The organism is Nonomuraea sp. LPB2021202275-12-8, from assembly GCF_037044575.1.
Classification (GTDB): Bacteria; Actinomycetota; Actinomycetes; order Streptosporangiales; family Streptosporangiaceae; genus Nonomuraea.
Genome location: NZ_JBAHWD010000020.1, coordinates 56,036 through 70,322 on the forward strand (window position 1 = coordinate 56,036; position 14,287 = coordinate 70,322).

The 14,287-nt window shown below is 70.7% G+C and carries 13 protein-coding genes; 4 read left to right on the top strand and 9 right to left on the bottom strand.

Annotation, left to right across the window (positions count from 1 at the left end):
* Positions 1-36: 36 nt before the first annotated feature.
* The 3 genes from V5E28_RS30520 to V5E28_RS30530 are packed head-to-tail and all read right to left on the bottom strand — an operon-like array spanning position 37 to position 2,950.
* Positions 37-960, bottom strand: a complete 924-nt coding sequence (locus V5E28_RS30520; RefSeq protein WP_336212002.1) for an N-acetylglucosamine kinase — start codon at positions 958-960, stop codon at positions 37-39.
* Between the two features lie 10 nt (positions 961-970).
* A complete protein-coding gene (locus V5E28_RS30525) occupies positions 971-2,050 on the bottom strand; it encodes a helix-turn-helix transcriptional regulator (RefSeq protein ID WP_336212004.1) in 1,080 nt (359 codons plus the stop codon).
* A gap of 33 nt (positions 2,051-2,083) precedes the next feature.
* Positions 2,084-2,950, bottom strand: a complete 867-nt coding sequence (locus V5E28_RS30530; protein ID WP_336212006.1) for a fumarylacetoacetate hydrolase family protein — start codon at positions 2,948-2,950, stop codon at positions 2,084-2,086.
* A 137-nt stretch (positions 2,951-3,087) separates the two neighbouring features.
* Between V5E28_RS30530 and V5E28_RS30535 the strand changes: the two genes are divergently transcribed.
* Positions 3,088-4,389: an aspartate aminotransferase family protein gene (locus V5E28_RS30535; protein ID WP_336212008.1), complete on the top strand. Its 1,302-nt coding sequence runs from the start codon at positions 3,088-3,090 to the stop codon at positions 4,387-4,389.
* On the opposite strand, the gene V5E28_RS30540 is transcribed toward V5E28_RS30535, so the two are convergent.
* A complete protein-coding gene (locus V5E28_RS30540) occupies positions 4,270-5,283 on the bottom strand; it encodes an EamA family transporter (protein WP_336212010.1) in 1,014 nt (337 codons plus the stop codon). The two genes, V5E28_RS30535 and V5E28_RS30540, sit on opposite strands and share 120 nt — an antisense overlap.
* A 165-nt stretch (positions 5,284-5,448) precedes the next feature.
* On the opposite strand from V5E28_RS30540, the gene V5E28_RS30545 reads away from it, so the two are divergent.
* Positions 5,449-5,907 (top strand): rhodanese-like domain-containing protein, encoded by a 459-nt coding sequence (locus V5E28_RS30545; RefSeq protein ID WP_336212012.1) that lies wholly within the window; start codon positions 5,449-5,451, stop codon positions 5,905-5,907.
* 205 nt (positions 5,908-6,112) lie between these two features.
* Here V5E28_RS30545 and V5E28_RS30550 read toward each other — a convergent pair whose 3' ends face one another.
* The 4 genes from V5E28_RS30550 to purD all read right to left on the bottom strand — a co-directional run bounded on the left by V5E28_RS30550 (position 6,113) and on the right by purD (position 11,008).
* Complete coding sequence (locus V5E28_RS30550) at positions 6,113-7,402, bottom strand: GTP cyclohydrolase IIa (protein WP_336212014.1); 1,290 nt, start codon at positions 7,400-7,402, stop codon at positions 6,113-6,115.
* Between the two features lie 201 nt (positions 7,403-7,603).
* On the bottom strand, positions 7,604-8,869 hold the full coding sequence (gene murA / locus V5E28_RS30555; RefSeq protein ID WP_336212015.1) for a UDP-N-acetylglucosamine 1-carboxyvinyltransferase: 1,266 nt from the start codon (positions 8,867-8,869) through the stop codon (positions 7,604-7,606).
* Positions 8,870-8,960: 91 nt separating this feature from the next.
* Positions 8,961-9,797 (bottom strand): phosphoribosylaminoimidazolesuccinocarboxamide synthase, encoded by an 837-nt coding sequence (locus V5E28_RS30560; protein WP_336212016.1) that lies wholly within the window; start codon positions 9,795-9,797, stop codon positions 8,961-8,963.
* The gene (purD, locus tag V5E28_RS30565; RefSeq protein WP_336212017.1) at positions 9,794-11,008 is read right to left on the bottom strand and encodes a phosphoribosylamine--glycine ligase; all 1,215 of its coding nucleotides are present in this window, start codon (positions 11,006-11,008) and stop codon (positions 9,794-9,796) included. The genes V5E28_RS30560 and purD overlap by 4 nt, the downstream gene beginning before the upstream one ends.
* 386 nt (positions 11,009-11,394) lie before the next feature.
* Here purD and corA point away from each other — a divergent pair, with 386 nt between their 5' ends.
* The gene (corA, locus tag V5E28_RS30570; RefSeq protein WP_336212019.1) at positions 11,395-12,504 is read left to right on the top strand and encodes a magnesium/cobalt transporter CorA; all 1,110 of its coding nucleotides are present in this window, start codon (positions 11,395-11,397) and stop codon (positions 12,502-12,504) included.
* Here corA and V5E28_RS30575 read toward each other — a convergent pair whose 3' ends face one another.
* Positions 12,505-13,410, bottom strand: a complete 906-nt coding sequence (locus V5E28_RS30575) for a glycerophosphodiester phosphodiesterase family protein (protein ID WP_336212021.1) — start codon at positions 13,408-13,410, stop codon at positions 12,505-12,507.
* Between the two features lie 225 nt (positions 13,411-13,635).
* On the opposite strand from V5E28_RS30575, the gene V5E28_RS30580 reads away from it, so the two are divergent.
* Positions 13,636-14,286, top strand: a complete 651-nt coding sequence (locus V5E28_RS30580) for a GNAT family N-acetyltransferase (RefSeq protein WP_336212023.1) — start codon at positions 13,636-13,638, stop codon at positions 14,284-14,286.
* Position 14,287 lies beyond the last annotated feature (1 nt).

The following is a 14,287-nucleotide window of genomic DNA, read 5'->3' on the forward strand; positions in this document are numbered from 1 at the left end:
GGACGGAGGCCAAGGCCCGTTGGGGCGCGGTCGGGGTCAACGCTCGAACTCCTTGATCAACGTCCGGTAGTGGCCGGGGTCGCCGGCCGCCAGGAGCGCGGCGCCCGAGAGGCCGTCGCCCGCCGGTGCCGAGAGTCGTGCCCGCGGCAGCCGGGTGCCCAGCTCGGCCCGGAACCCGGCACTCAGGATCGGGCTGCCGAGCAGGCGTCCCGTCCAGGAGACGGGAACCTCGGCGGTCTCGGCGAAACACCGGGCCGCGGCCGTGACGCTGGTCGCCAGCTCGCGCGCCGCCTCCGCGGTGATCGACCGTGCGGTCTCGTCCGTACCGGCCAGTTCGAGCACGTGGACGGCGAAGCCGGCCACCCGTGCCACCGCGTCGGGCGCGAGGTAGAGACGTTCGGGCAGCGTGGCGAGGTCGCCGAAGAGCTCGCCGGCGCGGGCCGTGAGCGGTCCCGGCGGACGGCGGCCGTCGAGCCCGCGGAACGCGGCGTCGAGGCCGCGGCTGCCGATCCACAGACCGCCGCCCGCGTCCCCGCAGAGATAGCCCCAGCCGTCCACCTGCCGGATGGCGCCGTACCCGGCGACGCCCAGCGCGATCGAGCCGGTGCCCGCGGCCAGGACCACGCCGGGCCGCCCGCCGAAGGCTCCCGCGTGTGCGGTCACGACGTCGGTGGTGATCAGCACGCGGCGTGCCGGGAACGCCGCGAACAGGCGGTCGGCCAGCTCCTGGTCAGCCTCCGGAGAGCCGAGCAGCGTGGTCAGCCCGAGGCAGATCGTGCGGATCCCGGCCTCGGGCCGGCCCAGCTCGCGCCACGCGGCGACGACGCGCTCCATGACCACGTCCACCGGCCGGCCGGCCGCGTAGGAGAGACCCGGGCCTTCGGCGGCCAGCAGCACGCGCCCATCGGCGGCCAGGCCGGTGCGCAGGCCGGTCTGCCCGCCGTCGACGGCTAGTTCCATGGGTCGGACCTCACGTCGGTACGGACCGGTGGGTCCGGCGGTATTCGCTGGGGGAGCAGCCGACGTGGCGCTTGAACACGCCGCGGAACGCCTTCGCGCTCAGATAACCGCAGCGGGCGGCGACCGAGTCGATCGGGACGGCCGAGGCGGTGAGCAGCATGCGCGCGTGGCGCAGCCGCAGCCCCGTCAGGTGACGCAGGAACGTCGTCTTCCGCTCGTCGGCGAACAGGTGCGAGATGTAGAACGGGCTGGCCGAGACCGCCTCCGCGACCGTCGACAGCCGCAGGCGGGGGTCGGTGTAGTGCGCGGCCATGTAGCTCTCGGCCAGCGACAGGATGTCCCGTGCGGCCGGCGGCATCAGCCTCCACAACGTCTCCTCGATCCAGATGTGCAGGTAGGAGCGTTCGTGGATCTCGGTGACCATGATCAGCTCCTCGATCGGCAGGCGGGCGCACGCGTCGACCCAGTCGGTGGAGCCGCCCGCCAGCCGGCACCGGTTGACCACGTCCACCACGAACAGCAGCTCGCCCATGAGCCAGTTGTGCAGCGTCCTCGGCGTCAGGTCGCGCTCCTGGACGCACCTGTCCACCCAGCTCGCGAGCAGCCCTGCCGCGCCGCCCCGGTCGCCGGCCTGGATCCGGCGGGCCAGCTCGGCCTCGATGCGCACCGGCGGCGGCGCGTCCGGGCGCTCTTCGGGCGGCGCCGTGATGACCCTGTCGCCTCCCAGCAGCAGCTTGTAGGCGTTGGCGCGGCGGGCGTCCCGTTCGGCCACGGCCCCGCCGCCGGGACCGCGCCGCGGCGTGCCCAGACTGACGGTCGCGGTGAGCTCGGTGGCCCTGACGATGCGGATGCGGAGCTCTTCGGCCAGCGCGGCGGCCTCGCCCATCAGCTTGTCCGGGTCGTCGCCGGTCAGCGTGACCAGCCACTCGTCCGGAGGCAGCGGCTCGCAGGAGATCGGCCGGCCCGCCGTCACCGCCCGCACCGCGCGGTCGGCCTGGTCGAGCTGCCTGCCGGCCCACGACTGGCCGTGGGCCCGCTTCGAGGCGACATAGTCGTCGATGTCGATGAGAGCGCCGACCGTGAAGTCCATGCCTCCCAGAGTACGAGCCGAGGTCGCCGATATCTATGGTTTAGGCTGACCGAAATCGACGCGGTTGACCAGGGTGCCCACGCCCTGCACGGTGGCCCGCATGACGTCGCCGTCCTGGAGCGGGGCGATCCCGGCGATGGTGCCGGTGGCGATGAGGTCGCCGGGCATCAGCGTCATCCCGTCGGACAGGTCCGCGATCAGCTGCGGGATGCCGAACACCATCTGCTTGGTGTTCGCCCGCTGCCGCACCTGCCCCCCGACCTCCAGCGTGAGCTCCAGCGCCTGCGGATCGGGCACCTCGTCCACTGTGGCCAGGTACGGTCCGGCGGGGGCGAAGGTGTCGAACCCCTTGGACTGGTCCCACGGCACGTTGCGGGCGATGTTGACCAGCTGGAGGTCGCGGGCCGTCATGTCGTTGATCACCGTGTAGCCGGCCACGGCCTCACGCCAGCGCTCGGCGGGCAGGTCGCGGGTCACCGAGCCGATCACGACGGCCAGCTCGACCTCGTGCTCCAGGTGCTTGGTGCGGGCCGGCGCGATCACCGGGCGGTTGTGGCCCGTCAGCGAGGACGGCGGCTTGAAGAACAGCACCGGCTCGGGCGGAACCTCCAGCCCGCTCTCCTCGGCGTGCGCCAGATAGTTCAGCGCCAGGCAGCAGATCTTGGTGCAGGTGGCCACCGGCGCCTCGAACACCACCGACGACTCCTGCAGCGGCGTCCCGGCCCTGGTCCACAGCAGGTCCACCTCTTCGGTGAGCCGGTCGAGCCCGTAGTGGGCCAGCATCGCCACCGGATCGTCGCCACCCTGCAGCCCGGCCAGGCTGAGCAGCTCGCCACCCTCGCGCCAGGCCACCACTTCCACTCGCTCGGCGGGGGATCGCCGGATACGCCCGAGAAACACGGCCACTCCTTCCTGGAGGTCGGCCCTCAGCTCACCAGGTCCGCGACAGGCGTCACAAGGCCCCGTCCTTGCGATGACGCCCCCGTACTTGCGCTCCTTCTTGTCCGCGGGCCGCCATCCGGCCTTTGATGGTCCCCATGACCCGGACCTTGCATGTCAGCCGCGACCTCTTCGCCAGCGGGCAGCGCTATCTGGCCGGGGGCGTCTCCAGCGACGCCCGCCGGGTGGCCGGCGTCCCGCTCTACGTGGACCGCGCCCAGGGCGCGCGGCTGTGGGACGTGGACGGCAACTCCTATATCGACTACGTACTCGGCCAGGGGCCCGCGCTGCTCGGCCACTGCCCGCCTCCGGTGGTGGAGGCGATCGCCGCCCAGGCGGCCCGCGGCATGGTCTACTCGGCTCAGCACGCCGCCGAGGTGCGGGTGGCCGAGCGGATCTGCGCGATGGTGCCCTCCGCCGAGCGGGTGAGGTTCAACACCGTGGGATCTGAGGCGGTCCACGGCGCGCTCCGGCTGGCCCGCGGCTACACCGGCCGCTCCAAGATCCTCAAGTTCGAGGGGCACTACCACGGCTGGCTGGACCCCGTCCTCTACAGCGTGCACCCGGCCGTGGACGCGGCCGGTCCCGCCGGCGCCCCCGTCGCCGTGCCGGGTACGGCGGGCCAGCAGCCCGGCCACTCCGAAGACCTGATCATCTGCCCGTGGAACGACGTGGAGGCGCTGACCGCCCTCATGGAGCGGCACGCGGGACAGATCGCCGCCGTCATCACCGAGCCGGTCCTGTGCAACACCGGGGCGATCATCCCGGACCCCGGCTACCTTGAGGCGGTGCGCAGGCTCTGCGACGAGCACGGCACCCTGCTGATCTTCGACGAGATCATCACCGGCTTCCGGCTCGCCCCCGGAGGCGCCCAGGAGTATCTCGGGGTCACCCCCGACCTGTCGGTGTTCGGCAAGGCCATGGCCGGTGGCATGCAGGTGTCCGCGCTGACCGGGCGGGCGGCCGTCATGGACCACATCTCGACCGGCAAGGTCGCGCACGCGGGGACGTTCAACTCCCAGCCGGTCGGCATCGCGGCGGCCGAGGCGACGCTGCGCATCCTCGACGAGCAGCGTGCCGAGGTCTACGGCGGGTTGTTCGAGCGCGGCGCGGCGCTGATGGAGGGCCTGCGGTCGGCCGCGGCCAAGGCGGGCGTGCCGATCCTCGTGGACGGCCCCGGCCCGGTGTTCCAGACGTACCTGACCGACGCCCCCTCCGTGCGCGACTACCGGGACTTCGCCGCCACCGACCGGGCCGGGATGGCCCGGCTGCAGGCGGCGCTACTCGACAGGGGAGTCAACATGGTTCCGCGTGGCCTGTGGTTCATGTCCACGGAGCACACCGAGGCGGACATCGACGCCACGGTCGACGCCTTCGCCGGGGCTCTGGGAGACCTGTGACCTGTTGCGTTCGGTCGAGATGACCAGCGCGACGCCGATCAGGATGATCACGCCGCCGGCGATGATCCGCAGCGTGACGGGCTCGCTGAGCACCAGCGCGCCCAGGAGGACGGCGACCGCCGGGTTGACGTAGGCGTAGGTCGAGACGAGCGAGATGGGCGCGTTGCCGAGCAGCCACGAGAACGCCGTGAACCCGACCAGCGACCCCATCAGGATGAGGTACACCAGCGCGAGCCAGGACCTGCCGGTGATCGCCGACAGGTCCAGGCGCTCGCCCAGGCCGGCGCCCAGCACCGCCAGGCCGACGCCGCCCGCGAGCATCTCGACCGCGCTCGTCGCGAACGTGTTGGGGGGCATCGCGATGCGGCTCGACAGGAAGGAGCCCACCGCCCACAACAGGGAGGCGACCAGCACCACGACGATCCCCACCGTGCTCGCCCCCTCGCCGCCGGTCAGGGAGAGCGCCGCCACCCCGCCGAGTCCGACCAGCACGCCCGCCAGCGTGAGCGTTCTGGGCCGGTCGCGCACCACGAACCTGAAGATGACCAGCCACAGCGGCACCGAGGCCACCAGCAGCGCCGCCAGTCCGGTGGAGATGTACTGCTCCGCCACGGCCAGCATGCCGTTGCCCAGGGTGAGCAGCAGCACTCCCACCAGGCAGGCGCCGAGGAACTGCTGCCGGGTCATCCTGAACGCCTGCCTGCCGGACCTGGCCAGCACGAACCCACCGAGGAGCACGGCCGCGGTGAGGAAGCGCATGGAGCCGCCGAGCATGGGCGGGATCGTCTCGACCATGATGCCGATGCCGAGGTAGGTCGATCCCCACACCACGTAGACGATGGCAAGTGCGCCCCAGACGACGAGCGGGGAGCGGTCAGTGGCGTTCGGGTTCATAGCTCATGACAATAGCGGGCGAGTACGACAGAAACCCTGCGGAAAACGGACAACAAGTGGCGAGATGTTAGCGATAGTCGGCTTTCGCGCCACTGTCGCGGGTTTGCGGTTCCTTGCCAGGATCCTTCCTGTCCCGCCATCTCCTCACGAGACAGGAAGCGTCACATGAGCGCAGTGACCGCAGTCCCGCCCGCCGCCAACGCCGCCGCCGTGGCCCACTTCTCCGCCCGCCTGTCCTTCGAGACCGACGTCTCCGATGTCGCCGCCGACCTGGAGGCCACGGCGCCGGAAGTCATCGTCGTCGACTCACGCAGCGAGGAGAGCTGGAACCAGGGCCACATCCCCGGCGCCACCCACCTGCCCACCTCGCGGATCGCGGACGAGGCCCTCGCCGCGATCCCGAAGCACCTCACGGTGGTGACCTACTGCTGGGGCCCCGGCTGTAACGGCGCCACCCGGGCCGCCCTGGAGTTCGCCAGGCTCGGCTATCGGGTCAAGGAGATGCTGGGCGGCTTCGAATACTGGGCCAGGGAGGGCTTTCCGGTCGAGAGCCCGTCAGGCGTCGGCAACCGCCCCAAGGACCCGCTGACGGCCCCCGTGGCGGCTGCCACCTGCGCCTGCTGACGAGGGACCAGAAGAAGATTGGTGCCCCCGTCCGAATCCCGTCGATCGGGGGCGTCGAAATTCATACCCCCCAACCACCGGGGCCAACCGCCAATTTCTCAAGAGTCAACCCCCGATCCGCAAAGGTCGGCCGTAATGACACGGAAATGAGGCCCGCCGCCGCCAGAGGGGAAGGAAGGACGGCGGGCCGGTAGCGGCGGAGAGGTCAGCGCGGGCCGAGCTTCTCCACGATGAGCCGGTAGAGCTGGCGCGGCCGGCCCGGCTGCGGCGTGCGGTTGGGCGGCAGCGGCCACGCGAGTCCCTCGTCGACCAACGTGCGCAGCAACCGCCGAGCCGTACGCGGCGTGACTCCCAGCATCTTGCCCGCGCCCTCGGCGTCGACCACCGTGTCGCCGCCTTCGAGTTTGGCCGCCAGCCGGGCCAGCACCTCCACCCCCTTCGGCTTGAGCGCGGTCGACCCCGTCGGCGGCATCCGGGGAGCCGGGATCAGCGCTCGCCCTTCCCGGTCGACGGCGAACCCCTGCGCCTGCTTGCCGGCCTGGGTGCGCGCCAGCGCGGCCCGGGCGTGCGACTCGGCGTCGTGCGTCGTCCGGCCCATGCCCACGCCCACCTCGACCGCCAGCCCCAGCTCGTCGCGGATCCTGGCGGCGAACGGCAGCACCCTGAACCCGTCGGTGGCCGCGGCGATCGAGCCCCTGGTCGCGGTGACCAGATAGCTGTGGTCGTCGATCGGCCAGACGGTGGCGTTGATCCGGTTCGCCTCCTGGACGAGCAGCCGGTGCAGCGACAGCCGCAACTCGTCACGCCAATAGCGGGGCGCCGCGCGCCGCACGGGCTCACGCAGCGTCGGCACCTCCACCAGCACGACGGTGAGCTGTGACTCCTCCAGCCGGTGGTGCGCGCCCAGCAGCGCGGCGGTGTGCAGCGCGGTGCGCACGGCCGCCGAGGTCGGCCTGATCTTGATGACGGGCACGCCTGCCGCCTGCAGGCGCTCCGCCACCGCGGGCAGGCACGTCAGCGCTCCCGTCGTGGCCCCCTGGCGCGACAGCCGCTCATGGTAGGCGGCGATGGTGCCCGTGGCCCCCGGCTCGTCGCGGCTGTGCACGTCCGTCGCCGGTATGCCCAGGTCGGTGTACGCCTCCTCGACGTCGGCACGGCTCACCACGTCGACGCTGACCCGTTGCGGATCGACCCGCGGATCCAGCGCGGCCTTGGCCAGTGCCGCCACCAGCGCCGCCCCGCCGAGCTGGACGTAGGTGGCGGGCATCGTCAGCACGCCGGAACGCCTGGCCAGGTCGTAGGGGACCGGGCTGGCGAACAGGCACGCGTCCACCCCGGGACCGAGCCGCGTCACCTTGTCAGGCGCCTCCTGCTCATCACGGTACGCGGCGGCCACCAGCCGGCAAGGCAGCGGCGCTGCGGCGTGACCCATCAGCATGACGCGCTCGACCAGATCATGGGGTCCGACCACGCCAATAGTGAGGTCCGGTGTCATGGCGCCCGGGCGTGACACTCGGGGTGTTTCTTCGGCCCTCTCGACCAATGTTCGTCCCATCCTGCGGTCCGTTGCAGTGCTCTCTTTTGGAACGATCGCTCGCGGGGGCCGTAATGTCACGCCCGACTTTTCCGGAAAGCCGTTCTGGTTGACCACCCGAGAAGACGTCTCAGCAGCTCAACGCGGTATTCCCAACGCTTTTCAGTGTTCGGAAATCTCTCGTGTAATGTCCGCTCCGAGAGCCCGCATTCGCGCGGCGAGATGCGCGTGCCCGCGATCGATGAGGTAACCCGACTCGATGACGGTCTCGCCTTTGGCGGCCAGTCCGGCGAGCACCAGGGCGATACCGGAACGCAGATCATGAGCGGTTACGCGGGTGCCGGTCAGAGGAGTGGCGCCGCGCACGACCGCCCGGCTGTCCTCCACCTCCACGTTGGCGCCCATCTTGTTCAGCTCGCCCGCCAGCGCGAACCGGCCGTCGAAGATGCGCTCGTGGATGTAGCTGGTGCCGTCGGCCAGCGCCGCCACGGTCATCATCGGCGACTGCAGGTCCGTGGCGAAGCCCGGATAGGTGTCGGTGATGATGTTGATCGGCCGCAGCGGGCCGTCGCAGCGCACGTGCAGCACCGCGCCCTGCCGGGCGAAGTCGACCCCCATCTGCTCCAGCTTGTAGCGCACCACGCCCAGGTCGAGGCCGGTGCCGACGAGGCTCAGCTCGCCCTGCGTGATGGCCGCGGCCATGGCGAACACGCCCGCGTCGAGCCGGTCAGGCATCACGGTGTGCTCGACGGCGTGCAGCTCGTCGACGCCCTCGACGGTGATGAACCCGGTGCCGCCGCCGCTGATGCGCGCGCCCATCTTGGCGAGCATGTCGATGACGTCGAGCACCTCCGGCTCCAGCGCGGCGTTCTCGATCACGGTGGTGCCCTTGGCCAGGGCGGCGGCCATGATCAGGTTTTCGGTGCCGGTGTGGGAGGGGGTGTCGAGGTAGAGGGTGGCGCCGGTCAGGCCGGACGCCTTGACGTGGATGACGGTCTCGCCCTCGTCCACGATCGCGCCGAGCCGCTTGTAGCCCAGGTAGTGGAAGTCGAGGTTGCGGCTGCCGAGATTGCAGCCGCCGACCCCTTCCACGATCGCCTCGCCCAGCCGATGGAGCAGGGCGGGGGTGAACAGGACCGAGCCGCGAAAGCGCCTGGCGATCTCGGCGGGGAGCACCGGGCTGGACAGCCGCGAGGCGTCGATCACCAGCGTGCGCTCGGACTCGTGCAGCTCGACGTAGGCGCCGATGGCCTCGGCCAGCTCGACCGCGCGGCGTACGTCCTCGATGATCGGGACGTTGCGCAGGACGGTGCGGCCCTTGGCGGCCAGCAGAGCCGCACCGATCATCGGCAGCACGGCGTTCTTCGCGCCCTGGATGAAGGCGGTTCCACGCAGTGCGTTGCCACCGCGCACGCGGTAACGGACCATTCCTGCGGCTCCTCGGGAATTATCGATCGGGATTATCGGTGAGGTTCGATCCGGCCAACAGTAGCCGCTCGCAACACCTGACCCGGCCGAATCATCCGGTAAAGGGAACCCCGGTGATGCGCTCGTATGCCTCCAGGTATCGCTGCCTGGTGCGCATGACTACGGCGTCGGGCAGGTGTGGTGGGGGCGTTGCGGAGCTTTTGTCCCATCCGGATTCGGGCGAGGTTAGCCAATCACGGACATACTGCTTATCGAATGACGGCTGAGGCTGTCCCGGCTGCCACTCGTCCGCCGGCCAGAATCGCGACGAATCCGGCGTGAGAACTTCGTCTCCCAGCGTCAGCACCCCGTCGGCGTCCCAGCCGAGCTCGATCTTGGTGTCGGCCAGGATGATGCCCCGCTCGCGGGCGATCTCCGCGCCGCGGGTGTAGACGGCGAGCGTGATGCGCCGCAGCTCCTCCGCCGTCTCGGCGCCGACGTCCGCCACCACCTGCTCGAACGAGATCGGCTCGTCGTGCTCGCCCAGGGGCGCCTTCGTCGACGGGGTGAAGATCGGCTCGGGCAGCCGCGACCCGTCCTCGAGCCCCGGCGGCAGCCGTACACCGGACACCACCCCGTCACGGCGGTAGTCGCTCAGCCCGCTCCCGGTCAGATAGCCGCGGGCCACGCACTCCACCTGCACCATCTTCAGCGGTTTGACCAGGATGCTGCGCGCGTCCTCGCCGGGCGCCACGACATGGTTCGGCACCAGGTCGCGGAGCTGGTCGAACCACCACAGCGACATCTGCGTGAGAATCGCGCCCTTGTCCGGGATGTCGGGCTCAAGAACGTAGTCGAAGGCCGAGATCCGGTCGGAGGCCACCATGAGCAGCGGGCCCTCATCGGTCTGGTAGAGATCGCGAACCTTGCCGGAATGCAGGTGTTTCATGGGGCGATGTCCGTCCGGTAGAAGGAACCCCGCAGCTGGATCCTCGACACCAGCTCGTAGGCGTTGCGGCGGGCGCTCTCCTGGTCGGGGCCGTTGCCCACCACGCTCAGCACCCGCCCGCCCGCGGAGACGATCTCGCCGTCCGACCGTGCGGTGCCGGCATGGATCACGTAGGCGTTCGCCGTCGAATCCAGCCCGCTGATCACGTCTCCCTTGACCGGACTGTCCGGATAGTTCTCTGCCGCGATCACCACCGTCACAGCGGACCCGCCGCCGAAGACCGGATCCGGCCCCAGCTCACCCGTGGCGCACGCCATCAGCAGCCCGCCGAGCGGCGTCTCCAGCCGGTCGAGCAGCACCTGAGTCTCGGGGTCGCCGAACCGCGCGTTGAACTCGATCACCTTCGGCCCCTTGGACGTCAGGGCCAGCCCCACGAAGAGCACCCCCTGGAAGGGCAGGCCGCGCCGGCTCAGCTCGCCGATCGTGGGATGCACGATCTCCCGCATGACCTGCTCGGTCAGCCCTTCGGGCGCCCACGGCAGCGGCGTGTAGGCGCCCATGCCGCCGGTGTTGGGCCCCCGGTCGCCGTCGTAGGCCCGCTTGAAGTCCTGCGCCGGCTGCAACGGAACCGCGGTGCTGCCGTCGCAGAGCGCGAACAGCGACACCTCCGGCCCGTCGAGGAACTCCTCGACGACGACCTGCTCGCACGCCGCCGCGTGGGCCAGAGCCGTCTCCCGGTCGTCGGTGACCACCACGCCCTTCCCGGCGGCCAGCCCGTCGTCCTTGACCACGTACGGAGCGCCGAACTCGGCCAGCGCCGCCGCGGCCTGCTCCGGCGTCCGGCACACCCGCGCCTCCGCCGTGGGGACCCCGGCGGCCCGCATGACCTCCTTGGCGAACGCCTTTGACCCCTCGATCATGGCCGCCTGGCCGGACGGCCCGAAGCAGGCGATCCCCGCCTCCCGCACCGCGTCGGCCACCCCGGCCACCAGAGGCGCCTCCGGCCCCACGACGACGAGATCGACCTCCAGCCGCCTGGCCAGGGCCGCGACCTCCTCCGGATCGAGGGGATCCACGGCATGCAGCCTGGCGACCTCCTCGATCCCCGGATTCCCAGGAGCGCAGTGAAGCTCGCCGACCTGGGGGTCGAGCTTGAGTGAACGGCACAGGGCGTGCTCACGCCCACCGGAACCAATGACTAGAACGCGCACCCGCCCATTCTCGCAGCCCACCGGCCCCGCCGGTCCGCGGCCCGCATGTCCGGCGCCTCCGCGGGCAGTCACTTCTCGTAGGCCAGGAGATGGTGGAACAGTTCGCAATCTTTGTAAGGTTCTACCTGATCCACCGACCGGCCTGCGGGTATCGTCGATGGGGTTCCCCCGCCTGTGTGGTAACTTAAGGCGGCTTATGGCGTCTTGCGTGATTGGAGGTGGTCCGGGATGAAACCTGGTGATCCCAGCAGTACGTGCTCGCACACGTACGCCCCAGTTGCCCCCGACCACTCCAATCCGGCAGCCTGATCGTGCCTCCGCGCATTCTTGTGAGGTGACTTTTCTTCGCGCGTGGAGCGTGCCATGTCGGGCGGAAAGGGACTGCCATGCGCTCGTCCACGCTTTTCCGTCGCATCAACCGCCACCCCATCCAGGCTCACCAGTCGCGCCCGCATCTGCAGTCGGTGCGTGAGGTCTGCGTGCCCCCCGTCGACTCCATCGTCGAGTACGCCGCCTACATCGAGGGCAGGCGGACCACCGCCTCCGGCATCGTGGAGTGCCTGGACTCGGTCCGCCGGCACAACAAGGACTCCGCCGGCCCCAAGGCGTTCGTCTGGGTCGGGCTGCACGAGCCCGCGGCCCCCGAGGTGGAGTGGCTCGCGGAGGTCTTCGACCTGCACCCCCTGGCCGTCGAGGACGCCGTCAAGGCCCACCAGCGCCCCAAGGTCGAGCGCTACGGCGACTCCCTCTTCATGGTCCTCAAGACCATCGCCTACCTGGATCACGACGAGCTGACCGCGACCAGCGAGATCATCGCCACCGGCGAGATCATGGTGTTCCTCGGCGTGGACTTCGTGGTGACCGTGCGGCACGGCGAGCACTGCCCGCTCGCCGAGGTGCGCGAGCGCATCGAGGACAGCCCCGAGCTGCTGGACCGCGGCCCGGCCGGTGTGCTGCACGCGATCTCCGACCATGTCGTGGACCGCTACCTCCAGGTGGCCGACCTGATGCAGATGGAGCTCGAAGAGGTCGAGGCCACCGTGTTCGCGGACGTCAGCTCCCGCGACATCAACCGGATCTACCAGCTCAAGCGCGAGATGCTCGACCTGAAGCGGGCGGTCACCCCGCTGCAGGCGCCGCTGGCCGCGCTGCCCCAGCGCCGGGTGATCCCGTCGGAGATGCGCGAGTACTTCCGCGACGTCGGCGACCACCTGTCCCGGGTGTGCGAGCAGGTGGAGTCCTCCAACGAGCTCTGCAGCTCGATCCTGCAGGCGGCGCTGGCCCGCTCGAACGCGCTGGCCAACGAGGACATGCGCAAGATCTCCTCCTGGGTGGCCATCCTGGCGGTGCCCACGATGATCGCCGGCATCTACGGCATGAACTTCGACTTCATGCCCGAGACCAAGCAGGTCTGGGGCTATCCGGCGGTCCTGGCCATGATGGTCACCGCCTGCGTCCTGCTGCACCGCGGCTTCCGCCGCAACGGCTGGCTGTAGTCAGACGCCGACCGGCTTGAGCGGCCCGACGGCGTCGGGCAGCTCGAGCCCGCGCTCCTGCCACAACTCGCGCATCCGGTCCGGGTAGTCCGTGACGATCCCGGCCGCCCCGAGGTCCAGCATGCGGGCGGCCAGCGCCTGGTCGTTGACCGTCCAGACGGCCACGTCCAGCCCCGCCCCGGCGGCCTGGGACATCAGCCGCTCGTCCACCATCACGTGCTCGGGCGAGAGCGTGGTGGCCCCGGCCTCGCGGGCGGCGGCGGGGATGTCGTCGCCCAGGGGGCCGTTCCAGTCCAGCGTGTCGAGCTCGATCAGCGCGAAGCGCCGCGTGTCGGGCGCGAGCTTGGCCGCGTAGCGGATGATCCGCCAGTCGAAGCAGAGGATCGCGGCGTTGCGGAGCCTGCCGTGCCGTTCGAGCTCGTCGACCACCATCTCGGCGAACAGCTCCGGGTCGGGCGTGAGAGCCGGCCTGGTCGGATCGGACTTCAGCTCCACGTGCAGCCGTACGCCGTCGGCGGCGTAGGCGTTGACCAGCCCGAGTACGGCCCCGAGCGTGGGCATCCGGGTGTCCGGCATCGCCACCTGGGTCAGCGCGAACGCGTCGTCGGGGTGCCGTGGCAGGCGCACGCCGACGTCGAGGGTGCGCAGCTGCGAGAGGGTCAGCGAGTTGATGGGCTTGCCGACGTACGGGAAGTCGGGGTCGTCCGGCGTGACCGGTCGGGTGTCGGCGCTCGTCACGGCCGAGACCGTGAGGTCGTGCGTCAGCACGAGGCGCCGATCCGCCGTGAGCGCGACGTCGAGCTCGAGCGCGTGCACCCCGAGCTCCATCGTGCGGCTCATGCCCGGCAGCGTGTTCTCGGGCCAGAGGCCTCTCGCTCCCCGATGACCATGTATCTCAACGCGCACACCGGGGACACTACCTGCCGCGCGCCACCATCACGCGCCGCCACGCCGTGCCCTTTTTGTGCTGGTACGTGATGTCGCCGCCGCTGGTCGGGCGTGCAAGGCCGGACAACCTGGGGGCTCTCGGGCGTCCCGTCCGGTGGACCTCTACGGCCTTGTGGTGGCCTACGGGCCCGCACCGGAATTCGAGATGATAAATGCAACTGTGTTGCAATAAGCTGCGGAACCATGACGGAGGCTCTCAAAACTACCCAACTCGACATGGTTCGGGCATGGGTGGACGGCTGGGTCGTCTCCCGCAGAACCGTGCCACCGGTGCCCGAACCCTGGGGCTTCCGCGTGGACGTGGGCCTGCCCGGCCACATGACCCGCCACATCCTGCCCGCCCCGACGCCCGCCCTCATCCAGCAACTGACGGCGACGATCACCGCCCCGGGCACCTGGCTGAAACTCTGCGCCCCGGCGGAGCTGATCGCCCCATGGCTGCCCCCGACCTGGTCGATCGAACCGCCGGAGTTCATGATGACCGCCCCCCTGACCCGCGAGCGCGCCGAGCCGCCCGCCGGCTACACGGTCGCGGTCACCACCCGCTCCGACGTCACCGTCGCCCGCCTGTTGACGCAGGCGGGTGAGATCGCCGCCCGCGGACAGCTCGCCGTCGCCGGCCGGGAGGCGGTGGTCGACCAGGTGGAGACCGCCCCCGCTCACCGCCGCCGCGGCCTGGGCGCCGTCATCATCCGGACCCTGGCCGGCGCCGCCGTCTCCAGGGGCGCCACCACCGGCGTGCTGGTGGCCACCCCTGCGGGCAGGGCCCTGTACGAGAGCCTCGGCTGGAGACTCCTGTCGCCGGTGACGGCGGCCGTCCTGACACCCAGGTAAG